The organism is Streptomyces sp. NRRL F-5135 (genome assembly GCF_000719775.1).
Classification (GTDB): Bacteria; Actinomycetota; Actinomycetes; order Streptomycetales; family Streptomycetaceae; genus Streptomyces; species Streptomyces hebeiensis.
On the sequence record NZ_JOHR01000011.1, the window covers coordinates 165,677 to 192,202 of the forward strand.

Here is a 26,526-nt window from a genome sequence, read left to right on the forward strand (position 1 = left end):
TCAGGCATTGTCCCGGATGCCCGCGAAGAGGTCGTCCTCGGGGAGGGAGGTATCGACGAGCGACTTCGCCAGCTCGTACTCCTCCGTGGGCCAGACCTCCTGCTGGATCTCCATCGGCACCCGGAACCAGCCGCCGTCCGGGTCGATCTGCGTCGCGTGCGCGATCAGCGCCTTGTCACGGATCTCGTAGAAGTCGGCGCACGGCACGTGCGTGGTCAGCGTCCGCTCCGCCCGCTCGAACTCCTTCCAGCGCTCCAGCCACTCCCCGTACGGGGACTCCAGCCCGCGCGCGAGCAGCGCCTCGTGGAGCGCGACCGTGCGGGGCCGGTTGAAGCCCTGGTTGTAGTAGAGCTTCTGCGGCTGCCAGACCGGACCGAACTCGTCCTCCGGGTACTTCTCCTTGTCGCCCGCCCCCTCGAACGCCACCATCGAGATCTTGTGGGTCATGATGTGGTCGGGGTGCGGGTAGCCGCCGTTCTCGTCGTACGTCGTGATGACCTGCGGCCGGAACGAGCGAATGGAGCGGACCAGCCGGCCCGCCGCCTCGTCGATGTCCTCCAGGGCGAAGCAGCCCTGCGGCAGCGGCGGCAGCGGATCGCCCTCGGGCAGCCCGGAGTCGACGTAGCCCAGCCACTCCTGCTTGACGCCGAGGATCTCCCGGGCCTCGTCCATCTCCTTCTTGCGGACCTCGTGGATGTGCTCCTCGATATAGGGGTCCCCCTGGAGCTTGGGGTTGAGGATGGAGCCGCGCTCGCCCCCCGTGCAGGTCACGACCAGCACGTCCACCCCCTCGGACACGTACTTGGCCATCGTGGCCGCACCCTTGCTCGACTCGTCGTCGGGGTGGGCGTGCACGGCCATGAGTCGAAGCTGCTCAGTCAAGACTCGATCCTCAGTGATTTGTCGCATCGAACGGCTTCTATAGTGACGGATACCGAGGGACGGAAATTCCGGGCGCCCGATCAGGCCGCACGGTTCCGGCCCGGCTCGAAGGGGTCCCGCCCGGCGACAGGGCCGCCCGACGAAGGGAACGATCATGGCCGTGGTGCGCGAGCAGCTCCCCCCGGGCCGCTACGGCCGCACGGCGGACCGGGACGCGGACCGGAAGCTGAAGGCTCTGGGAGCGGTGCTCGGTGCCGGGCTGATCGCCCTGATCGCCTGGTTCGGCTATCACTACGTGGTCGACCAGAGCGTCTCCGGCGAACTCATCAAGTTCAAGCGGATTTCCGCGACCGAGGTCGAGGCCCATCTGGAGGTCCGCAAGGACCAGGACGCGAGCGGCAGCTGCACGCTGCGCTCCCTCGCCGAGAACGGCGCGGAAGTGGGCCGCAAGGACTTCCGATTCGGTCCGGGAAAGACGCGAATCGACCAGATCGTAACCGTACGGACGACGGAGAGCGCCACCAGCACCGAGCTGATGGGCTGCACGTCCGGCTGACGCCCGGCCGACACCTGCGGAATCCCCGGCCCGTACGCTTCTGACCTGCTGCGACGCGCCGTCGATCGGTTTTGTTCTCCCTCTTCCACCGCACAATTGTTAGGCTCGTGGTTTCGCCCACCCGAGAAGGAACATCCTTCTGGGTAGGGCGTTGCTTTGTATTCCCGGTACCTACGAGGAGCACCTGTGACCCAGACCAGCGACAACGTCACCTGGCTCACCCAGGAGGCGTACAACCAGCTCAAGGCCGAGCTGGAGTATCTGTCTGGTCCCGCGCGACAGGAGATCTCTCTGAAGATCGCGGCCGCTCGCGAAGAGGGCGACCTGCGCGAGAACGGCGGATACCACGCGGCCAAGGAAGAGCAGGGCAAGCAAGAGCTCCGAGTGCGCCAGCTCACCCAGCTCCTGGAGAACGCGAAGGTCGGCGAGGCCCCCAGCGCGAACGGCGTGGTGGCTCCCGGGATGGTCGTCACGATCGCGTTCGACGGCGACGAGGACGACACCCTGGAATTCCTGCTCGCCTCGCGCGAGTACGCCAGCTCGGACATCGAGACGTACTCACCTCAGTCCCCGCTGGGCGACGGGGTGAACGGCAAGAAGATCGGCGAGGACGCGGAGTACGAACTGCCGAACGGCAGGACGGCCACCGTGAAGATCCTCGATGCCAAGCCGTACCAAGGCTGAACCACTCCAGCATCGAACGCCCGATCGAACAGGCCGGTCCGCCGCCGCACGGACCGGCCTTTCGTCATGCTCGCCGGAATGATGCTCGCCGGAATGATTCCGGCGAGCCGTCGCCGCGTCAGCCCAGGATCGTGTAGCCCGCCTCGCGCAGCGCCGCCGCGACCTGGGCGCAGTGGGCGGGGCCCTTCGTCTCCAGGTGAAGTTCGACATCCGCCTCCGTCAGTCCGAGGCGCGGATCGGTCCGTACGTGACTGATGTCGAGGACGTTGGCGTCGGCCGCCGAGAGCGCCTGGAGCAGCGTCGCGAGCGCTCCGGGGCGGTCGGTCAGGCGCAGCCGAAGGCTCAGATAGCGCCCGCCCGCCGCCATGCCGTGCCGCAGGATGCGCTGCATGAGCACCGGGTCCACATTGCCGCCCGACAGCACCGCGACCACCGGTCCCTTGAAGGCACCGGGGTCGCTCAGCAGCGCGGCCACCGGGCTGGCCCCGGCCGGCTCCACGACCAGTTTCGCCCGTTCCAGGCAGAGCAGCAGCGCGCTGGACAGCTCGTCCTCGGTGACCGTGCGCACCTCGTCCACCAGCTCCTGGACCAGCTGGAACGGTACGTCCCCGGGGCGGCCCACCTTGATCCCGTCGGCCATGGTCTGCGGCTCGCCGACCACGAGGGGCCGGCCCGCCGCCAGTGAGGGCGGATACGCGGCGGCCCCCTCCGCCTGCACCCCGACCACCCGCACGTCGGGCCGTACGGCCTTGACGGCCAGCGCGAGGCCCGCGATCAGCCCGCCGCCGCCGACCCCGACGACCACGGTCCGCACCTCCGGGCACTGCTCCAGGATCTCCAGGCCGACCGTGCCCTGTCCGGCGATGATGTCCGGGTGGTCGAAGGGGTGGATGAAGACGGCGCCGGTGTCGTGCGCGTACTCCTGCGCGGCGGCGAGGGTCTCGTCCACGACCTGGCCGCGCAGCCGGACGTCGGCGCCGTAGTCGCGCGTGGCGGCGACCTTGGGCAGGGGCGCGCCGACCGGCATGAAGACCGTGGACCGCACGCCGAGCAGGGTGGACGCGAGGGCGACACCCTGAGCGTGGTTCCCGGCACTGGCTGCCACGACCCCGGCGGCGCGCTCCTCGGGAGAGAGCCCCGCGATCCGCACGTACGCGCCGCGCAGCTTGAAGCTGCCCGTCCGCTGGAGGTTCTCGCACTTGAGGTGGACGGGGGAGCCGACGAGCCCGGTCAGGTACCTGCTCCCCTCCATCGCGGTCATCCGCGCCACTCCGGAGAGCATCTTCCGCGCGCCACGGATGTCATCGAGGATCAGGGGACGCGTGGGGCGGGACGTACCGAAGCTCATGGTGGCAAGTCTCGCAGTTCCGGCGCGGAGGGCAGCCCGGAGCGGCGAAGCGGGCGGATCCGGGGCGGTCGTCCGTGGACGTCCGCCGTCATCTGTTCGTCGTTCGTTCGTCCTTCGTACGCGGCTGGTACGGGCGGGGGCAGGGCCGCGTACCCTTGCCCCCACCAACCGACCCCCGCACGAGAGAGCCCCCAGCCATGCCCCCCATTCAGGACATGACTTCCGCTGCGTCGGCCTCCCGCGAGACGGCATCCTCGGAGGAACCGACCCCCGAGGCCACACCCCCGGAGACGGCGTCCCCGGAGCCGGCGTCCCCGGCCTCGGGGACGACAGCCCCGGACACGTCCGCCGCCCCCTTCGCGGACGCCGGACTCCTCGATGCCCTCCAGCACCAGGTGGCCGTCTTCGCCCGGCGGGCCGAACAGACCCGGCTCGGTGGCGTCGGGCAGGTCCGCAACTCGATGGACCGTGCCGCGTACCTCCTGCTCAACCGGCTCGACCAGGAGGGGCCCATGGGCGTCAAGGCGCTGGCCGCCGGCATGGGCATCGACTCCTCGACCGTCACCCGCCAGGTCGCCCCGCTGGTCGACACGGGCCTGGTCATGCGCACCTCGCACCCGGAGGACGGCCGCGCGGTCGTCCTGGAGCTGTCGGTGCGCGGGCTCGCCCGGCTGGAAGAGGTCCGCTCGTCGCGGCGCGAGCTGATGGCACAGGTGACGGACGGCTGGACGGAGGAGGAGCGGGACGCGTTCACGACGCTGCTCACCCGCTTCAACGGGGCGCTGGCGGCCCGGGCGGCGAGGCTGCCGGGAGCGGAGCAGGAGGCGCCCGGGGAGTCCGGTGCGGGAGAGAGCCGCGGCCGGTAGGACGGATCCGGATCCGCCCCGTCCCGGTCCCGTCCAGGTCCCGCCAGGGCCTGTCCAGGTCCCGTCCAGGGCCTGTCCAGGTCCCGTCCAGGGCCTGTCCAGGTCCCGTCCAGGGCGGGCCCGGGTGGCCGGGAGAGGCGCCCGGGCCCGCCCTGGACAGGAGGCCCTCTTGACCACGGCGCCCCCGTCGGCCTGATATGAGGTCGTGCGAGAGCGGCGGGCGGCTCTGGACCGCCGGCGGGCCCGGGAGTTCGAGGCATTCGCGGCGGGCGCGACCGGCCGGCTGCTGCATGTGGCCGGACTCCTCACGGGCGAGCCGCCGGGCGCCGCCCCGCGTGCGGAACGGCTGCTGGTCGCGGCGCTGGCCCGTACGTACGCGGAATGGGAAAGGCCCGCGGACGACGACCCGTACGACCGCACTCGCGGGGAACTGGTCCGCCGCTTCGCCGCCACCGCCTGGCACACCCGTCGGCGCCGCCCGGCCACGGGCGTCCTGGCCGGCCTGGGCCCGCAGGAGCGGCTGGTGCTGGTGCTGCGCCTGTACGAGGGCCTGCCCGAGGAACAGACGGCCGCGTTGATCGGCCTTCCCGCGGAACGGGTGCACGCGGTCTACGCGCGGGCGCTGGCCCGGGGCTACGCGACGGCCCGCCGGACCGGTGTGACGGGGGCCGGGCGCGGGTCCGGGCGCGGCGGCGGCGGGGGCCCGGCAGCGGACAGGGGCACGGGGAGGGCGGGCGACCGCTCGCCCCCGGCGCCGGAGCCGTCGCCGCGCGCGACTCCGTGCGGCACCCGCCCGGGCTCCGCGCCCGCGCGCCCGTCCCCCGCCGCCGAACGAATCGACGCCACCGCGCGGCCCGACGGACGGGGCGGCCCGTGAGCGGCGCGAACCGGAAAGAAGTGGTGCTCCGCGGCCTGCTGGAGCCGACGCTCCCGGTGTCCCTCCCGCCCGGCCTCGTCCCCCGGGCCACCGCCCGCGGCGTACGCCTCCGTCGCGGGCGCCGGGCCGCTCGGGCCGCGCTGTGGACGGTGCTGGCCACGGCAGCGGTGCTGTTCGCGGTCTGGGCCTGGGCGGTGCACCCGTGGGCGGTGCCGCCCACGGACATGACGCCACCGCTGGAGGGCTGGTAGTACGGCCCGCCGCACCGTCCCGCGCCCCGGCCGGAGCCGCACGCCGTCCGTTCGGTCGGCGTACGTTCGGTCGGCGTACGTTCCGGCGGCCGGGAGACACGGGGAGCACGCCCGGCGCGGCCCGCATCGGTCCCCGCACGGTGGCGCGGCCCGACGCGGTGGCACGTCCCGGCGCGGTCCTTCAGCCCAGCGCGCGCCGGAGGTCCGCCAGCAGGTCCTCCGCCGACTCGATCCCCACCGACAGCCGTACCAGGTCCGCCGGCACCTCCAGCGCCGACCCCGCCGCCGACGCGTGCGTCATGCGCCCCGGGTGTTCGATCAGGGACTCCACCCCGCCCAGGGACTCGCCCAGCGTGAACAGCTCGGCCCGGTCGCAGACCGCGACCGCCGCCTCCTCGCCGTCCGCGACCTGGAAGGAGACCATCCCGCCGAACGCCTTCATCTGCTTGGCGGCCACCTCGTGGCCCGGGTGCTCGGGCAGGCCCGGGTAGAGGACCTTCGAGACGCGCGGGTGCTCCGTGAGCATCTCCGCGATCCGGGTCGCGTTCTCGCTGTGCCGGTCCATGCGGACCGCGAGCGTCTTGATGCCCCGCAGCACCAGCCACGCGTCGAAGGGCCCGGCGACCGCGCCCATCGCGTTCTGGTGAAAGGCGAGTGCGTCCGCCAGCTCGACGTCGTTCACGATCAGCGCGCCGCCGACGACGTCGGAGTGCCCGCCCATGTACTTCGTCGTGGAGTGGACGACGACGTCCGCGCCGAGCGCGAGCGGCTGCTGGAGGTAGGGGCTGGCGAAGGTGTTGTCGACGACGAGCCGCACCCCGGCCGCACGCGCGATACCGGCGAGGGCGGCGATGTCGGTGATGCCGAGGAGCGGGTTCGAGGGCGTCTCGACCCAGATCGCCTTCGTACGGGGGGTGAGCGCGGCCCGGACCGCCTCCGGGTCGGAGGTGTCCGCGACCGACCACTCCACGCCCCACCGCGAGACGACCTTGGCGAAGAGCCGGAACGTACCGCCGTACGCGTCGTCCGGGATGACCACATGGTCGCCGGGCGTCAGCAGCGTACGCAGCAGGCAGTCCTCCGCCGCCAGCCCCGAGGCGAAGGCGAACCCGCGCCGGCCGCCCTCCAGTGCGGCGAGGTTCTCCTCCAGGGCGGTACGGGTGGGGTTCGCGCTGCGGCTGTACTCGTAGCCCCCGCGCAGTCCGCCCACCCCGTCCTGCTTGTAGGTGGACACCTGGTAGATGGGGGGTACGACCGCGCCGGTGAGGGGGTCGGCGGTGTTGCCCGCGTGGATGGCGAGCGTTTCGAAGTGCCGGGACTCGGCGCTGTCGCGCTGACCGCCGGGACGCTGACCGCCGTGGTTCTGCTCGCTGTTGTGCTGCTGGCTCATGGGTCCCGAGCGTAGCGCCGAGAGGGCGCCCGCCGTGGCGGCCCGTCGTGGCCGGAGCCGCGGCGCGTCGTGGCCGGAGCCGCGGCCCGTCGTGGCGGCCTGTCGTGGCGGCCCGCCTGGTGGCCCGCCGGGCCCGGACCCGGGTCGGTACGCCGTCCGGGACAATGGGGCCATGGAGATTCTCTGGTTCCTGATCGCCATGGGCCTGCTGGCCGCGGTCGTCGTCCCGTACGTCCGACGTCGCCGTGGCGGAATTCGCCTGGTCGCGCCCGGTTCACCCGATGCCGCCGATCCGGCCGCGTACGGCTTCGCACGCCAGGAGGAGCTCGACGTCCGGCTGCCCGGCCCCGACCAGGATCTCCTCGACGTGCTCGATCTCGTTCAGCGCACTCAGGACTGGCGGGCCGCCTCGCAGCTGCTCGCCGGTACCGAGAAGGAGGGGGAGGTGCGCTGGCAGCGGGTGCAGGCGTTCGCCGGGGCGGCGTCGCTGGAGCTCCAGGAGCGGCCCCCGCACCAGGGAGGCGAGGGACACGAGGGACGGGTCGACCTGCGCAAGGGGCAGCACGACGGGCCGTACGAGGAGCCTCGGGCGGACGCGGCGGCCGGACGGCCGGCGGGCGGCGCCTGGCTGCGGGCGTGGCGGTCGGAGGCGCCCGAGGACGCGGGCTGCGCGGCGGTGTACGCGGAGTTCCTGGTCCAGCAGGCCTGGCGGTCCTCGTCCAGCGGTACGGACGAGTTCCGGATCATCCTGGAGGAGGCCCGTACGGTCTGCGGGGAAGCGGCGCTGGCGGCGCCGGGCGACCCCGTGCCGTACATCATCGAACTGGCCGTGGCCCGGGGACTCGGCTACTCCCACGAGCAGTTCGACCAGCTGTGGGCGAACGTGATCGACCGCGCGCCGGCGCACATGGGGGCGCATCTGGCCGCGTTGCACTACTGGTGCGAGAAGTGGCACGGCTCGCGCCAGGAGGCCGAGCGGTTCGCGACGGCGGCCGCGGCCCGCGCCCCACAGGGCTCGCTGCTGGCGGCGCTGCCCCTGTTCGCGCTGTTCGAGCACCTGCCCGAGGTCAATCTCGTGCGCGGCTTCTACGAGGGCGAGACGGTCACGAAGGCGGTGGAGGGCGCGCTCTACGCGGTGCACGCCGCGCGCCCGGACGACCCGATGCTCGCGCACGTACGGCACCTGCTGGTGCTGTTCCTGGTCCGGAGCGAGCGCTGGGCGGAGGCGATGAACCAGATCGTGCGGGTGGACGGCCATGTCGGGGCGCTGCCGTGGACGCACGACGGCGATCCGGCGGCGGAGTACGCGGTGTACCGCGCGCTGGCGGTGGCGGGGTACGAGGCGAACGGCGGGAGCCCGGCGACATTGCCGCAGTGACCCACGCCCCCGAGGCGGGGCGGGAGACCGAAGCCGGGAGCCTGGACGCCGGGCGCCCGGGACGCGGGGCGCCCTGGACACCGGGCACCCGGGACGGGCGTGGGAACGCGACGCGCCGGGACACGGACGTGGGGGCGCGACGAGCGGAAACGCGCCGGGCCGCCACGCGCCGAGCGGAATGTCCCGGCGCCCTCGCGCGTTGTCCGGACAGGCCCGAAAGCCGCCGAGGAGACGTCGAGGAGACCGCCCCCATGTTCCTGTCCCGCCGCACCCCCGAGCTCCCCACCCCCGAGCAGGCGCTCCGGGGCCGTCCCGAGCCGTCCTTCACCGTCCCCTCCCGCCACACGGTCCTCGGCAACCCCCTGCTCGGCCCGTACCCGGACGGCCTGGAGGTCGCGGACTTCGGCCTCGGCTGTTTCTGGGGCGCTGAGCGTACGTTCTGGCAGCGTGAGGGCGTGTGGACGACCCTGGTCGGCTACCAGGGCGGCAGCACGCCGAACCCGACCTACGAGGAGGTCTGCTCGGGCCTGACGGGTCACACGGAGGCGGTTCGCGTCGTCTTCGACCCGAAGACGGTTTCGTACGATGAGCTGCTGAAGCTGTTCTGGGAGTCCCACAACCCGACCCAGGGCTTCCGCCAGGGCAACGACGTGGGCACGCAGTACCGCTCGGCCGTCTACACCCACTCCCCCGCCCAGGCAGCGGCGGCCGAGGCCTCCCGCGCCGCGTACCAGCGGGTCCTCACGGGTTCCGGCTACGGCACGATCACGACGGAGATCCTGCCGGCGGACGGCCGCGCGTTCTACCCGGCGGAGGACTACCACCAGCAGTACTTGGACAAGAACCCGGCGGGCTACTGCGGCCTGGGCGGCACGGGCGTCTCCTGCCCGATCGGCGTGGCCCCGGCCGGGGAGTAGTCCGAGCCCTCCGCAGCGCCGGGGACGCCCCATTCGGGTGATCACCGCCCGAATCGGCGGACAATCGCCTAAGTCGTCGCCAGGCTCTCTTCGGTGAAGCACCGCTACAGCATCGAGATCGAACCCGAGGTCAGGGCTTGGTTGGCAGGCCTGCCACGCGAGCACTACCGCGTGGTGGAACGGCACGCCGATCGGCTCGCCGAGTCACCGACCACGCTCGGCGAACCATAGTCCAGGCACCTGAGCGGCCCCGTCAGGGAACTTCGCTTCCAGTTGGGATCCGATGCCGTCCGGCTCACCTACTGGCTGGCGTCCGGGCGACGTATCGTGTTCCTGACGGTCTTCAGGAAATCGCGGATGCGCGAAGAACGGCAGGTCCAGCGAGCGCTGTGGGCACAGAAGGAATGTGAAGGGTCACACCCGACTGCAACAGCCATGTACCACCGGACGTTCGAGGAGCAAGGATGAGCAGGGGATACCACTCTTCGTGGACCGTTCCCGAGGAACACCGGGCCGACGAGTCGTACATCGAGGCCGGCGCTGCCATCGCTCTGGGGCAGGCTGTCTACGACCGCCGCACGGCGTTGGGCATCGACCAGGCAGCACTCGCCGAACGGGCGGCCCTCTCCATGGAGGACATCGAGCGCATTGAGGGCGGCGGAATCGCTCCCACACTCCAGCTGATGCGCGCCCTGGCGCTGGCGCTGGACGCGAAGCTGGACGTATCCATCGACACGGAAGAAACGCAGCTGTCCTTCGTGCCGCGCGCCGCTTGACCTCCGCGCCTGGGAGGCCCGGCCCGTCTGGATACCGCTCGGAAGAGGCCGTGAAGGTGTCCTTCCGCCCGTGTCGGGCCACAGCGCTCGTGGCGTTCATGGCCGACCTGAAGACGTGGAGTCCCATGCCGGCGACTTGAACATGTGCACGTCCGCGTACCCGCCGGGAATGCCCAGGGTCCGTCCGGTCTCGACATAGCCGTGGCGCTGGTAGAAGCCAGGGGCCTGGAAGGTGAAGGAGGAAACGGCCACCCGGTCGCAGCCACGCCGCCGCGCCTCTGCTTCGGCGGTTCGAATGATCTTGCTGCCCCAGCCGTCCTCTCGGCTGTCCTCGCGCACCCACAGCAATTCGATGCCGCACGGGCCACCCCAGGTCCAGGCGGCCAACCCGCCGACCAGTTCACCGGCCTCATCGGTGACCTTGACCGAGAACGAGCCGCGATCGGCCGCACCGGTGGCGGACGTGTTGAAGGCGATCAGTTCTCGGTCAGCCGGTCGTTCAACTCGAGATCGCGTTCGCCGGTGGTCAGCTCGGAGCGGAACTGCCGTCAGTCGTCACGCCGCGGAGTATGTCAGTCCACGAACTGCCTCAGCACCCGATTGCTCGCGCCCTTGATCCACTGCCGTAACAGCCCCTCACCTCATTCGCTGAGCTCAGCCGTTGCGCCCCCGTACGCGCCCGACTTGACCCTCTCGCGCCACGACGCCGCCGACGCACCGGCGAACAGCAGGACACCCGCCTGCGGATTCTCGCTGTCCCGGAACGCGATGCGCCCGTCCGAAAGGAACGCGCCGCCGGGAGGGTCGGGTGGGGGACGGAGGTCAGCGCGCGCGTGGTGTGGGTGCCCGGCCCGGAGAGCTTGACGGCGGCGGGTGGTTGAACCGCCCGCGCCCGTCCCCGTTGATTTGATCACCTGCGGCGTCGAGTGTGTGCTGCCGACGGAAATGGGTTTGACGCCTGCCGGCGTCCGGCGGTCGGATGACGTGCCATGGACGCAGGGCAGATGCATCCCGGCACGCACCCCATCGACGACGACCTCGTACGGCGGCTGGTCGCCGGGCAGTTCCCGCAGTGGGCGGACCTGGCGATCGAGCGTTTTCCGTCCGGCGGCACGGTCAACGCCATGTACCGGCTGGGTGACGACATGGTCGTACGGCTGCCGCTGGTGCGGGGCGGGGCCGACGACGTGTCGTTGGAGCGGACGTGGCTGCCCCGGCTCGCGCGCCACCTCCCCACGCCCGTGCCCGAGGTGCTCGGGGACGGAAAGCCCGCCGAGGGGTACCCGTGGCCCTGGTCGGTGTACCGGTGGCTGGCGGGGGACAATCCCGAGGCGGGAGCCCTGAGCCGGCCGGTGCCGCTGGCCGGGGATCTGGCCCGGTTCGTGGCGGCCATGCGACGCGTCACCCTGCCGGGCGCGCCGCGGGCCCACCGCGGCGGGCCGGTCGCCTCGCTCGACGCGGACACCCGGGCGGCGATCGAGCAACTGCGAGGGATCCCGCAGGAGGGCATCGACTGCGACGGCGCCACCGCCGTATGGGAGGAGGCGCTGCGGGCCCCGGGCTGGGACGGGCCGCCGGTATGGCTGCACGGCGATCTCATGCCCGGCAACCTGCTGGTGAACGATGGCAGGCTGACCGCGGTCATCGACTTCGGATGCCTGGGGACGGGCGATCCGGCCTGCGATCTGTTCCCGGCGTGGAATCTGCTGCCGGCCGATGCGAGGGAAGTCTTCCGCGAGGCGCTGGGTGCGGACGACGCGACCTGGACCCGCGGCCGAGGACGGACGCTCTCGCAGGCGCTGGTCGCCCTTCCGTACTACCGGAACACGAACCCGGCGATGGCGCACAACGCCCGGCACGTGATCCGGGCGGTGCTGGCAGAGGGCTGAGACCGGACGTATCGAGTCTTTTGCGTCAGGCGTTGCGTCAAGGGCGTGGTCGGACCCGACAGGATCAGCGCGCCGCACCGCCCGGCCCAGGTCCATGCCCGGGCCCCGGCCCCGGCCCCGGCCCGAGGGACGGCTCGGCTCCGGCCGGCCCCGGTCCGGCCCCGGTCCGTCACCGGCCCGTCCCCGTGAGCCGCGCCCCGCGCCGGGCAGGGCCTAGGGCGTTTTCGAAAGTAGCGCCGTCCGCCCGCAGGGCGGGGCTCGCGGCGTCTACTTTCGAAACACGCCCTAGCCGTCCCGTCCCCACGGCCGCAGCTTCTCCGGGTTGCGGACCGCCCAGATCCGGGTGACGCGGCCGTCGACGACATCGAACGAGGCCACGGTCAGTACGGTGCCGGCCCGCCGGGCCACCAGACCCGGCGCACCGTTGACCGACCGTTCCAGGAGTTGGAGTCCCGGAGCCCTGTCGGCGATGGCGACCATGTACTGGGCGATGCGCGCGCCGCCCTCGATCGGGCGCAGGACGGTGCCGGCCATGCCGCCGCCGTCGGCGGTCATCACGGCGGCCGGGTCGAGGAGGTCGACGAGGGCCACGATGTCCCTGGCCTCCCACGCCTCTTTGACCTGCCGCACCGCGTCGGCCCGCCCGGCCGCCGTCACCGGAGCCCGCGCGACGCGCACCCGCCGCCGGGCTGCGGCCGCGAGCTGCTTGCAGGCCGCCGGGGTCCGGTCGAGGATGCCGGCGATCTCGGCGTAGCGGTACCGGAAGACGTCGTGCAGGACGAACGCCACCCGCTCGGCCGGTGTCATCGACTCCAGGACGACGAGGAAGGCCATGGTCACCGATTCGTCCAGGACCACCTGGTCGGCGGGGTCGGTGGGGCCGGTGGCGTGGCCGTGGTCCCACTCGGCGTGGTCGGGCAGCGGATCGGGCAACCACGCGCCGACATAGCGTTCACGCCGGGCCCGTGCCGAACCGAGCACGTCCAGGCAGATGCGGCCGGTCACCGTCGTCAGCCAGGCGCCGGGGGACACGATCTCGTCCTGCCGGCTGCGCGGCAGCGCGTACCAACGCGCGTAGGCCTCCTGTACGGCGTCCTCGGACTCGGCGAGTGAACCGAGCAACCGATAGGCGACATTGATCAGTTGGCGCCGCTCGCCGGCCACCTCACCGGCTGTCCCGTCGGCGCCCGCCCCAGCCGTTCCAACCGCCCCAGCAGTTCGAGCCGCTTCAGCCGTTCCAGCGGCATCAACCGCCCCATCCGTCCCCATGCTCCCGACCGCGCCTCCTCGCCTTACCTTTCGCCGGCCCGCGTCGTCGGGGTTGGTGAGACCTTATCGATCCACTGCCCCCGGGCGGAAAAGAAATGGGGACCGTGACATGGCAACCCAGGCGACGGCACAGCGCCGCTTCTCGTATCTGCGGATCGCGATCACCCTGCAGACCCTGACCATCTTCCTCCAGGCGGTCTCCGCCGGGCTGCTGCTGACCTCGTCCTACGGAGAGGCCCTGCACAGCGCCGGAGCCCGCGTGATGTACGGGGCGTCGATGCTGTACGTGCTCGCGGCGGTGCTGGCGTGGAAGCCGGGCGGCGGCTCGCCCCGGCCCATCCGGCACGCGTCCGGCTTCCTCGCCCTCGCCTCGGTCCAGGTCGTGCTCGGCATCGCGCACATCCCGTCGCTCCATCTCCCCCTGGGCGTCCTGATGTTCGGACTGAGCGTGCTGGCGCTGGCGCGGCGCTGACGTCCGATAGGAGGTGTACGGGCATCAGGCGGGGCCCGGCCCCCAGATCAGGTGGAACCCTCCGACGGTTCGGGCCGCGTCAGGGGCCCCGGAGCCCGTGGCACGCCGACCGCGCGCTCTGCCCTCGGCGAATCTGCTCCCGGCCGAGATTTCCGACGCCGACGGCGGGGCGGGGCAAGGGTGGAGGGGACCGCGGCGACGGGCGCCGCGCCACTTCGGGAGGTCCGATGTCACCACTGTTCACCGGCCTGGGCTCCGCCCCGGTCCCTCGCGCCGCGGAGGGCGACACGCCCGCGACCCGGTTCGACGACCACCTCGCCGCGCAACTCCTCACGCAGCGGATCGTGCTGCTCGGCACGCAGGTGGACGACGTGTCGGCGAACCGGGTCTGCGCTCAGATGCTGCTCCTGTCCGCGGAGGACCCGCGGACCGACATCAGCCTGTACATCAACAGCCCCGGCGGCTCCGTGACCGCGGGGCTGGCCATCTACGACACGATGCGGCTGATCCCGAACGACGTGTCGACGCTGGCCATGGGGTTCGCCGCGAGCATGGGCCAGTTCCTGCTGACCGTCGGCACGGCGGGCAAGCGCTTCGCGCTGCCGAACGCGCGGATCATGATGCACCAGCCGTCCGCCGGCATCGGCGGCACCGCCGCCGACATCGCCATCCAGGCCGAGAACCTCGAGTTCACCAAGAAGGCCATCGAACGGATCACCGCCGAGCACACCGGCCAGACCGAGGAGACGATCTCGCGCGACGGCGACCGCGACCGGTGGTTCACGGCCGCACAGGCCAAGGCGTACGGGATGGTCGATCACGTGGTCGAGTCGCTGGAGGACGTGCGCCCGGCCGGGCGGCCGCGGAAGGTGGGGCTCTGACATGGGGCAGTACACGATCCCGACGGTCGTGGAGCGCACACCGCAGGGGGAACGGGCGTACGACATCTACAGCCGGCTGCTGTCCGAGCGGATCATCTTCCTGGGCACGGAGATCGACGACGGCGTGGCCAACGTCGTCATCGCCCAACTGCTCCACCTGGAGTCGTCGAGCCCCGAGCGCGAGATCGCGATCTACATCAACTCACCCGGCGGCTCGTACACCTCGCTCATGGCGATCTACGACACGATGACCTTCGTCCGGGCACCGATATCGACGTACTGCGTCGGGCAGGCGGCCTCAACCGCGGCGGTGCTGCTGGCGGGTGGCGATCCCGGGCGGCGGTTCGTCCTCGACCACGCCCGGGTGCTCCTGGGACAGCCGGCGAGCGGCGGCCGGCGGGGAACGGTGTCCGACCTCACGCTCGAGGCCAAGGAGATGATGCGGATCCGCTCCCAGGTGGAGGAGGTGCTGTCCCGGCACACGCACCACGACGTGGCGACGCTGCGCGAACACATGGACCGGGACCGCGTGTTCACGGCCCAGGAGGCCGTGGCGTACGGGCTGGCCGACGAGGTGCTCGGACGCCGGGCCGTCAGCGTCTGACGCCCGCCGCCACCGCTACCCATGCGTATGGGACGTCCTGACCACAGGCGCCGCCTTGCCGCGCGTACTGCCTGACGCGCGGTCTGGCGTATGCCCGACGCGCTGCCTGACGTCCTGCCTGACGTCCTGGCGGTACGGGCCCTCCCCACGCGGTACGACGCTCAGGCGGCGAGGCAGAGCCCGTCGTGCCGCGAGGTGGTCGCCCGGTGATTCCCGGCGCGTTCGGGGGACGGCTCGACGACGGACGTGGCCCTCGACGCGGGCGCCTCCGCCTCGGCCTCCGCCCCCGCCTCCGGGTGCCCCCGGTCCGGGCCGCCGGGACGCCGCCCGGCCGCCCCGCCCGGCGCGACGTCACCGCGGCCACGCCTCGCCCGTCCGGCCCGGGCCAACTCACCCTGTGCCAGGGAGAGCAGCTCGGCCAGCCCGAGCCCCAGGGCACGAGCGGCGGCCGCGAGGACCTCCGACGAGGCTTCCTTGCGACCGCGCTCCAGCTCGGAGAGGTACGGCATCGAGATCCGCGCCGCCTCGGCCACGTCCTTGAGCGTCCGCTCCTGAGCAAGCCGCTCACGGCGCAACACCCCACCCACGACATGCCGCCACAGAGGCTCCCGCCCCATCGGCTGCCGCACACCGGGCCGCCGCGCAGGGGGCTCGGGCGCCGAGGGAACCGGGCGCAACGGAATGACGCGGGCTTGCTTCGGCGCGTGGCTGCTCACCGCTCCAGAGTATGAGGCCCGCCCCCGGACCGGCCCCGAGCGGCGTTCCGCCCCCGGCGAAATCCATGGCCGGCGAGCGGTGGAACGGGCGGCCCCCGCACGTCCGCACCCTCATACGTCGGCTCCGCAACGCGTGGTCGGGGTGATCGAGCCGGTCCGGATGTCAGTGGCGGGTGTGATCATCCAGACATGACTGTCGCATCTGTGGACCGATCCTGGGACCGGATCGACGCGTGGCTGGCCGAGCACGCGCCGCGTACGTACGAGTCGCTCCGGCCGCCGGCCACGGCGGAGGCGGTCCGGGCCCTGGGGGACGAGTTGGGGCTGGAGCCGCCGGCCGACCTCGTCCGTTCTCTGCTGCGGCACGACGGTGTCACGCGGGAGAGCGCGGGCGCTTTCCTCATACCCTCCGGCGACGAGCTGCTCGGGGTCGACCGACTGCTCGAAACCGGCCGGATGCACAAGGAGTTGTGGGGTGAGGAAGGAAGCCAGGAGATTCCCGACGAGGACTACTGGCACCCGGAGTTCCTGATGTTCACGCGCCGGGTCACCGCGGACGGGCTGGTCCTCGACTGCCGGCGGGGCCCCCGTTTCGGCGCGGTCGGTCTGTTCTTCAACGGCGGAGGGACGACCTTCCGGCACTGGGCCTCGCTCGCGGTCCTCCTCCACGAACTCGCGAACAGCCTGGAGAGCGGGTCGCCGCTGGCTTGCGGAAAGGCGGACGAATACGTGCCCATCGCCTGGGACGGCGAGCTGATCTGGGAACCCCTGCCCGTCCCGCGGCCGGCTCTCCGTTCGTTGCTCGAACTCGGCGCGAGCGCCACGGCACCCGCGCCTCCCGACATCGATGATGATCGCGTCCGTCCCGTCCAGGAGGACGGCTGGGCAGGGGAATACGGCGAGTTCTGCCTCAGCTTCGTGCGAGGCGTGGACGAGCGGGAGGTGCTGAGCCGGTTCGGGGCACTCACCGACGCCGACGGACCGCGGACGCGTCCGCGCACCCGGGAACAGGCGTACGAGGACTCCCGGCGGTGGACCTCCGGCTTCCTGCCCGTGGTGCGCGCGGGCCGCTGCGGGGACTGGGCCTTCGGCATCGAGCAGGGGCACTGGGAAGGCAGCAGGAGCGAGGTGATGCGCCGCCTGTCCCGGGGCACGCAAGCGGTCTCGATCTTCTTCAGTGGGCACTTCACGGAGATGTCCTGGTACGAGGACGGGGAGTTGGTCACGGTCTACGACACGCGGCGCTCCTACCGGATGCCGGGCGAGGGCGACCCCTTCAGCCTGCTGCCGGGACTGCCCCCGCACAGCCGGCACGCGAGCCGGCGGCTGGCGGACGGCCGCGTTCTCCTCGGCAGGGGTGTCGCGCCGGGCAAGGCGGACGCGACCACGGGCCCGCGCGACATCTGCCGCAAGGTGTGCCGGGTGGTCGCCGACCACTTCGGGATCGACCTCCCACCGGAGTCGCTGAAAGGCCCGCTGACCAGCGCCACACTGCTTCCGGTGCTGCCGGCACCGCAGGTGAGACGGCTCCGGCCGACCGGCCTCGAGGACCGCATGGCCGCGGTGCCGGAACCAGGCCTGCGCACCGCGCTGGCCGCCCAGATGGCCGCCCTGGCCACCGAGACCGGTCTGGACGCGTATCCCGAGGTGGCGGACGTGCTGAACCGATTGCACCGCGAGCAAGAGCTCAGCGATGGGGACACCGGGGACGAATCACCTCTCGGTGTCCGTCTGCGCACCGTACTCGCGGACACCGCGGCCTGCCGCCACCACCCCGTTGACGAGAACCGTGAACGCCTGGTCAGCTACGAGGAGTACCGGGCCTGGGAGGACCGGGCCGCTGCCGCCACCGCACTTCTCGGCCTGCTTCGCCTGCCACCGCGCGATGCCGCCGCCGACATCCTGATACGGCGCCAGGATCCTTACTGGCGCGCGGAGTTCGCCACGCGGCTCAAGGCGGACCGGGGCTGAGCCGCGCACAGGCACGCGCAGACATCCAGGGGAGCCCTCGTACGGTACCGGGCCGACATGCGCCACAGTCTGCGCCGCTTCCTCCCCGACGCCGTCATGGGCGAGTACGTCACCGGCCGCGCCCTGCCCGACGGCGACTTCGCGCTCGGCCACGACGCGCTGCTCGCGGGCGACCTGGACCGGATCCGGCGGGTGCGCCCGGTACGGGCGGCCTGAGACGCCCGTCCGCCATGCTGTGGCACACGCCACACCCGTTCGAAAACCTCGCGCCGGGCCCCGGCGTCTTGCCGGTGTGGGACCACTCAGGAGAACACCGGCGGAACTCGACGAGGCGCGCCTCGTCCGGCTGATCGCCAAGGGCGACCGCGGCGCGTTCGAGGAGCTGTACCGGCGCACCGCGCCCTGGCTCGCCGTACGGCTGCGCCGGCGCTGCTCCGACGAGCAGATCGTGGCCGAGGTCATGCAGGAGACCTATCTGGCGGTGTGGCGCGCGGCGAGCGCGTTCGCGGGGTCCGCGGTGGGCGGTACGGCCGTCGGCTGGCTGTGGACGATCGCGGCGCGGCGGCTCGTCGACGCCTTCCGCCGCCGCGCGCACCAGGCACAGCTGCCCGGCGCCATCGCGGCGTCGTCCCCGGCCGGCACCGTGGCGCCCGCCGCCGAGGACGAGGTGCTCGCGGCCGGGATCGAGGGCGAGGTCGGTGACGCCCTGCGGCGGCTGGCGCCGGAACTGCGCGACGTGCTGCGGTCCATGGTGCTCGACGGACTGTCGGTACGGGAGACGTCCGTCCTGCTCGGCGTACCGGAGGGCACTGTCAAGACTCGCGCGCGGCGGGCACGGAGGGTGATGCGGGAGATGCTGTCATGAGCGCAGAGGACTGCACAGAAGATCCGAAGGGACAGGCAGGGCGTACGGGACAGGCGGGACGTGCGGCACGGGCAAGGCGTGTGGGACAGGCCGGGCGTACGGAACAGACAGGGCGTGCGGGAGACCGGCAACCTGCCGGAAGCACGCACGTACCCGGTCTCCCCGGGCCCACGGCTCCTCCCCGCCCGCACCACGTCTCCGAGTCGCTGATCAGCCGGTACGCACGCGGCGACTCCGACATCCACCCCGACGAGCTCTGGGCCGTCGAGGCCCACCTGGAAAGCTGCGCGCTCTGCCGTGCCCGGCTCGGCACCGCCGCCCGCATCACCGCGCCGACCGTGGACACGCTGGTCGAGGGCGTCTGGGCGGAACTGGCGGCCCGATTGCCGACGACACCGCCCGCGCGCCGACGCCGCCGCTGGGTGCCGGCCCTCTCGGCGTGGGCGTCGCCGGTGACGCTGCCGTGGCTGGGGATGACGGTCCTGGTCACACTGTTCGCCGTGGTCCTCGACCGGATGGACGCGTCCGCCGTCCCGCCCGTCCTCCTGGTGGCTCCCGTACTGCCCGTGCTGGGCGTCGCCACCGCCTGGGCCCGTGGTGTCGACCCGGCGTACGAACTCATCGCCGCGACCCCACGCGCCGGACTGGAACTCGTCCTCCGGCGCACGACCGCGATACTCGCCGTGGTGGGCTCCGCCCTGCTGCTCGCGGGGGCCGTCACCGGCACCACGGTGGGCCAGTGGCTCCTGCCCTGCCTGGCATTCACCACGGGCACGCTCGCGCTCGGCGGGCTGATCGGGATGACCAGGGCGGCGATCGCGCTGGTCGCGGCCTGGGCGGGTGTGATCGTCGCGCCGACCATGGCCGTCGGCGGAACACCGGTCGCCCTCCAAGCGGACGCCCTGCCGGTCTGGGGAGCCCTCGTAGCGTTCGGCGCACTGGTCGTGGTCCGGCGACGGACCGCGTACAGCCTCCTCGGCACCCACCGCTGAGGGGGCCGCGGAGGCTGTACCGTACGCGGCGGTGCCGTACGCCCGCACAGGCGCCCGTACACCCGGAACCGCCAACTCCCTCTCCTCGGAGCGGAGTTAACCCCGCCTTCATCCGTGCGACGCCTCGCGCACACCGAGTGGTCGGGGCGGGGATGAGTGGATGGCGCGGTCCTGACAACGCCCGACAGGGGAGGCCGTATGACCGGCTCCGGCCCGAGATCCGCCGCCACGGCAACCATCACCACAGCCACCACCGTTACCACCGCCGCCGTCGGTGCCGATCCCGGCATCCGCACCCACTCGGAAGCGCGTGCGCACCGGTTCCGGCCCCTCGCCCGCCGTCTGCTCGTGGGGGCGATCGCCCTCGGGAGCGTGGCGTTCGGGAGCGTCTTCCCCGCGGGCGGCGCCACAGCCGCCGCGTACGGCCCCACGCGCGGCACCGCACACGGCTCGTCGCAGGCCCCGGGCTGCTCCCCGCGCCCGGGCCCGGCGGTGGCGTCGGCCCGGTGCGCGCGGGCCGGTGACCTCCTCGATGTGACGTTGGACCAGCTGCGTCCCACCCAGCCCTCCGTCGGATTCGACCAGATCTACTACAAGCTCGGCCGTTACGGCAGCACCAAGGACGAGCAGGCCGGGAACGTCAACAAGCGGTTCGACGACTGGTGCGAGACCAACGGCCAGGAGGAGGCGGCGAGCGTCCCGCCCGGCGCCTCGCTCTCGGACCCCGCGAGCTTCCGCTGCACCGTCGCCGTGGGCGAGGAGACGGACGAGACCCGGGCGGCGATGAAGACGGTCGTCGTCGGCCCCGGTGGCGCGCTCTACCTCACCGACGGGCACCACACGCTGACCTCGTTCCTCGAAACGCCCGACGGCGGCCCCGGTCTGCACATCCGGCTGCTGGTGGCGGACAACCTCAGCGCGCTGACCCCCGACGCCTTCTGGCGGACCATGCGGGAGCGGAAGTGGGTCTGGCTGCGCGACGAGAACGACCGGCCCATCACCACGGACCAGCTCCCCCGTCGGCTCGGCCTCGCCCGGTTCCACGACGACCGCTACCGCGGTCTCGTCTACTTCACCCGCGACATCGGCTACCAGGCGCCGGACGACGCGGCGGAGTACCTGGAATTCCTGTGGGGCACTTGGCTGCGCGGGCGGGTGGACCTCAAGGCGTACGACCTGACCGACCACGCCTCGTACCTGTCGGCCGTCCGGGCCGCCTCCGAGGAGATGTCCGGTACGGACGGCGACACCGTCATCGCCGACGGCCGCACGGCCGACGAACTGGGGCGCATGGCCGAGTGGAACGCCGGCAAGAAGCCGACCGGCGGAGAGTTCGGCAAGCTGAGCGCGCCGCTCACCGACGCCAAGCCGGGCAAGCTCGCCTACGCCCTCGACTACCGGAACCGGGTCCCGGCGGTACGGCCTCCCCGCCCCGGCCGACCCCCGGCCCACGCGCGGCCCCCGGTCCACGCGCGGCCCCCGGCCCACGCGCGGCCCCCGGTCCACGCCGCGCCCCCGGCGCACGCCGTGCCCCGAGCGCACGCCTAGACCCACGTCCACCCGGCGTTCCCGGCCCACGCCCAGCCTCCGGCCCGCGCACCGCGCCCCGCGCCCCGCGCCCCGCGCCCCGCGATAACCATTGGCCGCGTGCGGGAACGCGCCGCTACCATCTGCCCCATGTTCGCGCACTACTACTTCCTGTGATTCCGGGCCTTCCCTTCAGGCCCTGACGGAATCAGCCCTGCCCGGCACCGGCCCCCGCCGTGACGCGGGCGCCTCGGCATGCCCGGGCGGCACATCACAGGAAGAAAGTCATGCGCGAACGCGCCCAATTGGCGTTGAAGGACGTTTCGAAGACGTACGGCGACCGGTCGGTCCTCGACCAGGTCGGCCTGACCGTACGGCCCGGCGAGAAGGCCGGTGTCATCGGGGAGAACGGCTCCGGCAAGTCCACCCTGCTCCGGCTGATCGCCGGGGCCGAGCGGCCGGACACCGGCGAGATCACCGTCGTCTTCCCCGGGGGCGTCGGCCACCTCGCCCAGACCCTCGACCTCGACCCCGCCCTGACGGTCCAGGACGCCGTCGACTCGGCCCTCGCCGACCTGCGCGAGCTGGAGCGCCGGATCGCGGCGGCCGAGGCGGCACTCGGTGACGCGGACGAGGCGGAACTCGCCGCGTACGGGGACCTGCTGACGGCGTACGAGGAACGCGGCGGCTACGAGGCGGACGCCCGGGTCGACGCCGCGCTCGACGCCCTCGGCCTCGCCCGCACCGGCCGCGACCGCCCGCTCGGCACGCTCTCGGGCGGCGAGCGGTCCCGGCTGGCGCTCGGCTGTGTGCTGGCCGCCGCGCCGGAACTGCTGCTGCTGGACGAGCCGACCAACCACCTCGACCTGCGGGCCACCACCTGGCTGGAGGACCAGCTCAGGGCGCACCGGGGCACGGTGGTCGCGGTCACCCACGACCGGGTGTTCCTGGAGCGGATCGCGACGACGATCCTGGAGGTCGACCGGGACACCCGAGCGGTCACCCGGTACGGCGACGGCTGGCACGGCTACCGTACGGCGAAGGCCGCCGCCCGCCGCCGCTGGGAACAGGACCACCTGGAGTACCTGGCCGAACTGGCCCGTACCGAGGAGCTTCTCGCAGCGGCCGGAAAGCGGCTCACGGCCACCGGAAAGGACCCCGGGCAAGGCTTCGGCAAGCACCGCCGCTCGCACGAGGCGAAGCTGTCGGGGCAGGTCAGGGCGGCCAGGCAGCGGCTGTGGCGGCTGCGCGCCGCGCCGGTGCCGCCTCCTCCGGAACCCCTCCGGTTCACGGCGCCGTTCACATCCGACGGCGACGGAGGCGGTGCGGGCGGAAGCGGTACGGGCGGCAACAGCGGGGACGGCGGAGACAGCGGGGACGGCAAGGGTGGCAGCCTGGTCGCCGAACTGACCGACATCGTGGTCGGCGACCGGCTGCGGCTGTCCGCCCTGCGACTGGCAGCCGGCGAACGGCTCCTGGTGACCGGCCCCAACGGCGCCGGCAAGAGCACGCTGCTCCGCGTCCTGGCCGGTGACCTGCTGCCCGACCGCGGTACGGTGCGCCGCACCGCCCGGGTCGGTTACCTGCCGCAGGAACTGCCCGCCGTGCCCTCTCCGCTCCCCCTGCTGCACGCCTTCGCGGCCGGACGCCCCGGCGTAACGGAGGAACACGGGGGACGCGGGGAACGCGGGGAACACGCGGGCTACGAGCAGTACGCCGACGAACTGCTGGCGCTCGGGCTGTTCCGCCCCGACGACCTGTCCGTGCCGGTGGCCGCGCTCTCGGCGGGCCAGCGCCGCAGGCTCGCTCTCGCCCGCCTGGTGACCCGCCCGGCCGGTCTGCTGGTCCTGGACGAGCCGACGAACCACGTGGCGCTGTCCCTGGTGGAGGAGTTGGAGGAGGCGCTGCGGGGGTACGAGGGGACGATCGTGGTGGTCTCCCACGACCGCCGTTTCCGGGACGGCTTCGCGGGGACACGGCTGGAGCTGCGGGAGGGGAAGGCGCTGCCTCCGGAGTGAGCCCCGGCCCTGTGCCCGACTCCGAACCGGCGTGCGGCGGCACCGCATAGTGTGGGCGCGGTGGAGATCTTCCAGTGGGTGCGAAAAGGGGTGCTGCTCCCGCGGGCCCAGGTGCCGGCGGCGGAGCGCACGGAGCGTACGGGGAGCAGCGCGGGGCTCCTGACGGATCGTACGGCGGACGGTCGCGAGCCGGCCGCCCGCCGGGCCTGGCGACGGCTGCCCCGCGTCCCCCGCGTCCCCCGCGTCCCCCTCCTCGTCACCGCGCTCTCCGTGCCGGCCTACGTCCTGTGGGCCACCGTGCTCGCCACCGGCGGGGGCGATCTGGCCGCGCAGTTCGCGTGGGCGTCCTTCGCGGACCGGCACCCGGGATCGGCGTACAACCTCGCCTGGTACGGCGGCACGCACACCGTCAACTACAGCGTCCTCGCTCCCCCGCTGATGGCGTTTCTGGGCGTGCGCGCCGTGTCGGTCGCGGCCGGGCTCGCCGGGACCTGGGTGCTGGCGCAGCTGTTCGTACGGGCGGGGGTGCGGCACCCGGTGTGGCCCGCGCTGCTCGGCGCGGCGGCCCTGTGGTGCAACGTCGCGTCGGGGCGGACGACGTTCGCGCTGGGCACGGCCCTCGGGCTGGTCGCGCTGGGCCGGCTGCGGCGCCCCGTCCAGGCGTGGTCGGCCGCCGCGCTGACCGCCCTGGCCAGTCCGGTGGCGGGGCTGTTCCTGGTCGTGGCGGGCGCGGCGTACCTGCTGGAGCGGCGGTGGGCGAGGGGCGCCGCGCTGATCGTGCCGCCGTTCGCCGTGGTCGCCACGGTCACCGTGCTCTTCCCCTTCCACGGCGAGCAGCCGATGGCGCCCGGCAAGCTCACGATGCCGCTCCTCGTCTGCGCGGCGGTGTGTCTCGCGGTGCCGCGCGGCTGGCGTACGGTGCGCTACGGCGCGGCCGTGTACGCGGTCGGGGTGGTCCTGACGTTCCTGGTCAGCTCGCCGATCGGGACGAACGTGGAGCGGCTGGTGGGGCTCGCGGGCCCGCCGGTGCTGCTCGCGGCGCTGCTGGCCCGTGTGCCGGGCCCTGTCGGAGAGGCGGTGACCGGGCCGGGCGGGCGCCGGTCCCCCGCCGGGCGGGCCGCGAACGACGGCGCGCCCCGGTTCCGTACCGCGCGGGCCGCTCTGCCGGGGCTGGTGCTGGCGGTCGCCGTCTGCGTCAATACGGGCTGGCTGGTCGACAAGACCGAGGACGACCTCGCCGTTTCCAACACCGTGCCCTCGTGGGCCGCGCGCACCGACGGTCTGCTGGCCGCCCTGGAGCGGTTCGGCGCCGACCGGACCCGGGTGGAGGCCGTTCCGGCCCGCAACCACCGCGAGGCCGACGTCCTCGCCCCGCACATCACCATGGCGCGCGGCTGGAACCGGCAGCTCGACGTCGAACGCGGCCGGCTGTTCTACGACGGCACGCTGACGCCGGCCACGTACCGCGCCTGGCTGGACCGCTTCGCGGTGGGGCTGGTCGTCCTGCACCACGGGCGGCCGGACGGGCCGGCCGAGGCGGAGGCCGCGCTGGTACGGAGCGAACCGGAGTGGCTGGAGCGGCTCTGGCAGGACGAGGACTGGACCGTCTACCGCGTCCGCGACGCGGTACCGCTGGTGTCGGCGCCCGGCACCGTCGTCAGAACCGGCGCGGCGGACCTGGTCGTGCGGATGCCGGCCGCCGGGTCGGTGACGGTACGTGTGGCGTACTCCCCCTGGCTCACGGCCCCGGGCGCGTGCGTGGGCCGCGCGGCGGACGGCTGGACCCGGCTGACGGTCCGGACGGCGGGCGAGTACCGCCTGGGCTCGGGGTACGCCGACCGCCTCCGTGACGGCTTCGGAGGCGGCGCGGGCTGCGGCTGACCGGCCCTGGGGCCCGTACCCGTGCCCGTCGTCCCCGTACCCGTACCGGCGCCCCGGGCATCCGTCCCTGGCCGCCCTGCCGGCACCGCCCTCCCGGTACGCGACGGGAACGCGGACCGCATGCGAACGGCGGCGGCACCGTGGGGTGCCGCCGCCGTCGAGGTGTCAGGAGGGGAGGGAAGGCTACGAGGCCGGATCAGGCCGCCGAACCTGCCTGCCAGTCGGCCCAGTTCAGGTTCCAGCCGTTGAGGCCGTTGTCGGGCTTGATGGTCTTGTCGTCGGAGTTCTTGACGATGACGACGTCACCGACCATGGAGTTGTTGAAGAACCACGCGCCGGGGGTGTTGGGGTCGTTCGCGCCCTTCGTGTCCGACAGGCCCACACAGCCGTGGCTGGTGTTGACCTTGCCGAAGATGGACTTGGCGCCCCAGTAGTTGCCGTGGATGAACGTGCCCGACGTGGACAGCCGCATCGCGTGCGGGACGTCCTTGATGTCGTACTCGCCCTTGCCGTCGTCGTCCGTGAAGCCGACCGTGGCACCGTTCATCCGGGTCTCCTTGAACTTCTCGGAGATCACCATCTGACCGTTGTAGGTCGTGTTCTCGGGCGAACCGGCGGAGATCGGGATGGTCTTGATCGTCTTGCCGTCCTGGGTGACGGTCATCATCTTGCTCTTGGCGTCGACCGTGCTGACCTGGTTGCGGCCGATCTTGAACGTGACCGTCTTCTGCTGGACGCCGGTGACGCCCGGGGCGCCCTCGACCCCGTCCAGGTTCAGCTTGAGGGTGACCGTGGAGCCGCCCTTCCAGTACTCCTCCGGGCGGAAGTCGAGGCGCTGCTGGCTGAACCAGTGGCCCACGACCTCCTGGCCGCTGCTCGACGTGACCTCGATCCCGTCCTGCACGGCCTTCTTGTCGGTGATCGCCTTGTCGAAGTTGATCGAGACCGGCATGCCGACACCGACCGTGGAGCCGTCCTCGGGCGTGAAGTTCCCGATGAAGCTGTTGTCGGGCGAGACGGTGGTGAAGGAGGAGTTCTCGTGGGCCTCACGGCCCTTGGCGTCCTTGGCCGTTGCGACGATCTTGTAGCCGGTGGAGCGTTCGAGCTGGCCGTCCGGCTTCCAGCTCTTCGAGTCGCCGGACAGGGTGCCCTTGACATCGGTGCCGTCCGCGGTGGTCATGGTCACGTTCGTCAGCGTGCCCTTGCTGACCGTGACCTTGGCGTCGTTGTTGATGCCCGCGTTCGTCGCACCGTTCTTGGGCGAGATGGCTATCTGGGCCTCGGACGTCTCCTTGGCGGCCGCTTCGTCCACCTGGGCCTGCGACGAGGAGTTCTTCGAGTCGTCGGCGTTCTTGTCGCCGCCCTCGTCACTGCAGGCTGAAAGGACCAGAACGCCGCCGAGCAGTGCGGACGCGGCCATCAGACCTTTGCGCCGCTTGCTGTCCGTCATCACACGCTTCTCCATCATCGCCGCTTACCCTGCCGATAATCGTTAAGAACGCCTGTTCCGGTTCGT

At 72.5% G+C, this 26,526-nt stretch carries 25 protein-coding genes and 2 pseudogenes; 20 read left to right on the forward strand and 7 right to left on the reverse strand.

Annotated elements, in window-relative coordinates; genetic code table 11:
• Positions 1-882: a mycothiol conjugate amidase Mca gene (gene mca, locus IG02_RS0120720; protein ID WP_037803615.1), complete on the reverse strand. Its 882-nt coding sequence runs from the start codon at positions 880-882 to the stop codon at positions 1-3.
• Between the two features lie 154 nt (positions 883-1,036).
• Between mca and IG02_RS0120725 the strand changes: the two genes are divergently transcribed.
• The gene (locus IG02_RS0120725) at positions 1,037-1,438 is read left to right on the forward strand and encodes a DUF4307 domain-containing protein (RefSeq protein ID WP_030750072.1); all 402 of its coding nucleotides are present in this window, start codon (positions 1,037-1,039) and stop codon (positions 1,436-1,438) included.
• A gap of 186 nt (positions 1,439-1,624) precedes the next feature.
• Positions 1,625-2,122 carry a transcription elongation factor GreA gene (gene greA, locus IG02_RS0120730; RefSeq protein ID WP_030750073.1) on the forward strand — a complete coding sequence of 166 codons (498 nt, stop codon included), beginning with the start codon at positions 1,625-1,627 and terminating at the stop codon, positions 2,120-2,122.
• A gap of 118 nt (positions 2,123-2,240) precedes the next feature.
• On the opposite strand, the gene ilvA is transcribed toward greA, so the two are convergent.
• Entirely contained in the window at positions 2,241-3,470 is a 1,230-nt protein-coding gene (gene ilvA / locus IG02_RS0120735; RefSeq protein WP_030750074.1) for a threonine ammonia-lyase, read from the reverse strand.
• Positions 3,471-3,667: 197 nt separating this feature from the next.
• On the opposite strand from ilvA, the gene IG02_RS0120740 reads away from it, so the two are divergent.
• The 3 genes and pseudogenes from IG02_RS0120740 to IG02_RS0120750 all read left to right on the forward strand — a co-directional run bounded on the left by IG02_RS0120740 (position 3,668) and on the right by IG02_RS0120750 (position 5,464).
• Positions 3,668-4,336 (forward strand): MarR family winged helix-turn-helix transcriptional regulator, encoded by a 669-nt coding sequence (locus tag IG02_RS0120740; RefSeq protein WP_078854647.1) that lies wholly within the window; start codon positions 3,668-3,670, stop codon positions 4,334-4,336.
• A 205-nt stretch (positions 4,337-4,541) separates the two neighbouring features.
• A pseudogene (locus tag IG02_RS42960) lies at positions 4,542-4,994 on the forward strand (sigma factor-like helix-turn-helix DNA-binding protein); the annotation flags it as partial.
• A 215-nt stretch (positions 4,995-5,209) separates the two neighbouring features.
• The gene (locus IG02_RS0120750; RefSeq protein ID WP_030750077.1) at positions 5,210-5,464 is read left to right on the forward strand and encodes a hypothetical protein; all 255 of its coding nucleotides are present in this window, start codon (positions 5,210-5,212) and stop codon (positions 5,462-5,464) included.
• A gap of 181 nt (positions 5,465-5,645) precedes the next feature.
• On the opposite strand, the gene IG02_RS0120755 is transcribed toward IG02_RS0120750, so the two are convergent.
• Complete coding sequence (locus IG02_RS0120755; RefSeq protein WP_078854648.1) at positions 5,646-6,854, reverse strand: cystathionine gamma-synthase; 1,209 nt, start codon at positions 6,852-6,854, stop codon at positions 5,646-5,648.
• A gap of 172 nt (positions 6,855-7,026) precedes the next feature.
• Between IG02_RS0120755 and IG02_RS0120760 the strand changes: the two genes are divergently transcribed.
• The 4 genes from IG02_RS0120760 to IG02_RS0120770 all read left to right on the forward strand — a co-directional run bounded on the left by IG02_RS0120760 (position 7,027) and on the right by IG02_RS0120770 (position 9,925).
• Positions 7,027-8,232, forward strand: a complete 1,206-nt coding sequence (locus IG02_RS0120760; RefSeq protein ID WP_030750083.1) for a hypothetical protein — start codon at positions 7,027-7,029, stop codon at positions 8,230-8,232.
• Positions 8,233-8,483: 251 nt separating this feature from the next.
• Entirely contained in the window at positions 8,484-9,149 is a 666-nt protein-coding gene (msrA, locus tag IG02_RS0120765) for a peptide-methionine (S)-S-oxide reductase MsrA (RefSeq protein WP_030750086.1), read from the forward strand.
• A gap of 93 nt (positions 9,150-9,242) precedes the next feature.
• A complete protein-coding gene (locus IG02_RS43950; protein WP_420707774.1) occupies positions 9,243-9,380 on the forward strand; it encodes a hypothetical protein in 138 nt (45 codons plus the stop codon).
• 233 nt (positions 9,381-9,613) lie between these two features.
• The gene (locus tag IG02_RS0120770) at positions 9,614-9,925 is read left to right on the forward strand and encodes a helix-turn-helix domain-containing protein (RefSeq protein WP_030750089.1); all 312 of its coding nucleotides are present in this window, start codon (positions 9,614-9,616) and stop codon (positions 9,923-9,925) included.
• Positions 9,926-10,021: 96 nt separating this feature from the next.
• Here the strand turns inward: IG02_RS0120770 and IG02_RS43665 are convergent, their stop codons facing one another.
• Positions 10,022-10,477 carry a GNAT family N-acetyltransferase gene (locus IG02_RS43665; protein ID WP_051765394.1) on the reverse strand — a complete coding sequence of 152 codons (456 nt, stop codon included), beginning with the start codon at positions 10,475-10,477 and terminating at the stop codon, positions 10,022-10,024.
• 437 nt (positions 10,478-10,914) lie between these two features.
• Here IG02_RS43665 and IG02_RS0120780 point away from each other — a divergent pair, with 437 nt between their 5' ends.
• The gene (locus IG02_RS0120780; RefSeq protein WP_030750100.1) at positions 10,915-11,814 is read left to right on the forward strand and encodes an aminoglycoside phosphotransferase family protein; all 900 of its coding nucleotides are present in this window, start codon (positions 10,915-10,917) and stop codon (positions 11,812-11,814) included.
• Positions 11,815-12,099: 285 nt separating this feature from the next.
• On the opposite strand, the gene sigJ is transcribed toward IG02_RS0120780, so the two are convergent.
• Positions 12,100-12,978, reverse strand: coding sequence for an RNA polymerase sigma factor SigJ (gene sigJ / locus IG02_RS0120785; RefSeq protein ID WP_051765396.1), 879 nt, complete (start codon positions 12,976-12,978; stop codon positions 12,100-12,102).
• A 214-nt stretch (positions 12,979-13,192) separates the two neighbouring features.
• Here sigJ and IG02_RS0120790 point away from each other — a divergent pair, with 214 nt between their 5' ends.
• The 3 genes from IG02_RS0120790 (at position 13,193) to IG02_RS0120800 (ending at position 15,040) form a co-directional block, all read left to right on the forward strand.
• On the forward strand, positions 13,193-13,555 hold the full coding sequence (locus IG02_RS0120790) for a hypothetical protein (RefSeq protein ID WP_030750104.1): 363 nt from the start codon (positions 13,193-13,195) through the stop codon (positions 13,553-13,555).
• A 227-nt stretch (positions 13,556-13,782) separates the two neighbouring features.
• On the forward strand, positions 13,783-14,436 hold the full coding sequence (locus tag IG02_RS0120795) for a ClpP family protease (RefSeq protein WP_030750107.1): 654 nt from the start codon (positions 13,783-13,785) through the stop codon (positions 14,434-14,436).
• 1 nt (position 14,437) lies between these two features.
• Positions 14,438-15,040 carry a ClpP family protease gene (locus tag IG02_RS0120800; RefSeq protein ID WP_030750108.1) on the forward strand — a complete coding sequence of 201 codons (603 nt, stop codon included), beginning with the start codon at positions 14,438-14,440 and terminating at the stop codon, positions 15,038-15,040.
• Between the two features lie 362 nt (positions 15,041-15,402).
• Here IG02_RS0120800 and IG02_RS42970 read toward each other — a convergent pair.
• Positions 15,403-15,756: pseudogene (locus IG02_RS42970) on the reverse strand (helix-turn-helix domain-containing protein); the annotation flags it as partial.
• 189 nt (positions 15,757-15,945) lie between these two features.
• On the opposite strand from IG02_RS42970, the gene IG02_RS37895 reads away from it, so the two are divergent.
• The 7 genes from IG02_RS37895 to IG02_RS0120840 all read left to right on the forward strand — a co-directional run bounded on the left by IG02_RS37895 (position 15,946) and on the right by IG02_RS0120840 (position 25,010).
• Positions 15,946-17,727 (forward strand): DUF6461 domain-containing protein, encoded by a 1,782-nt coding sequence (locus IG02_RS37895; protein WP_107055653.1) that lies wholly within the window; start codon positions 15,946-15,948, stop codon positions 17,725-17,727.
• Positions 17,728-17,784: 57 nt separating this feature from the next.
• Positions 17,785-17,943: a hypothetical protein gene (locus tag IG02_RS41670; RefSeq protein WP_158712350.1), complete on the forward strand. Its 159-nt coding sequence runs from the start codon at positions 17,785-17,787 to the stop codon at positions 17,941-17,943.
• 76 nt (positions 17,944-18,019) lie between these two features.
• Positions 18,020-18,592, forward strand: coding sequence for an RNA polymerase sigma factor (locus tag IG02_RS0120820; RefSeq protein WP_030750115.1), 573 nt, complete (start codon positions 18,020-18,022; stop codon positions 18,590-18,592).
• Positions 18,589-19,584 carry a zf-HC2 domain-containing protein gene (locus IG02_RS0120825; RefSeq protein ID WP_324604737.1) on the forward strand — a complete coding sequence of 332 codons (996 nt, stop codon included), beginning with the start codon at positions 18,589-18,591 and terminating at the stop codon, positions 19,582-19,584. Before IG02_RS0120820 ends, IG02_RS0120825 begins: the two co-directional genes overlap by 4 nt.
• A 198-nt stretch (positions 19,585-19,782) precedes the next feature.
• Complete coding sequence (locus tag IG02_RS36710) at positions 19,783-21,132, forward strand: ParB/Srx family N-terminal domain-containing protein (RefSeq protein WP_078854651.1); 1,350 nt, start codon at positions 19,783-19,785, stop codon at positions 21,130-21,132.
• Positions 21,133-21,398: 266 nt separating this feature from the next.
• Positions 21,399-23,129, forward strand: a complete 1,731-nt coding sequence (locus IG02_RS0120835; RefSeq protein WP_030750122.1) for an ABC-F family ATP-binding cassette domain-containing protein — start codon at positions 21,399-21,401, stop codon at positions 23,127-23,129.
• A 216-nt stretch (positions 23,130-23,345) separates the two neighbouring features.
• Complete coding sequence (locus IG02_RS0120840) at positions 23,346-25,010, forward strand: hypothetical protein (protein WP_030750124.1); 1,665 nt, start codon at positions 23,346-23,348, stop codon at positions 25,008-25,010.
• A gap of 196 nt (positions 25,011-25,206) precedes the next feature.
• Here the strand turns inward: IG02_RS0120840 and IG02_RS0120845 are convergent, their stop codons facing one another.
• Complete coding sequence (locus tag IG02_RS0120845) at positions 25,207-26,475, reverse strand: L,D-transpeptidase (RefSeq protein ID WP_030750129.1); 1,269 nt, start codon at positions 26,473-26,475, stop codon at positions 25,207-25,209.
• Between the last annotated feature and the right edge of the window lie 51 nt (positions 26,476-26,526).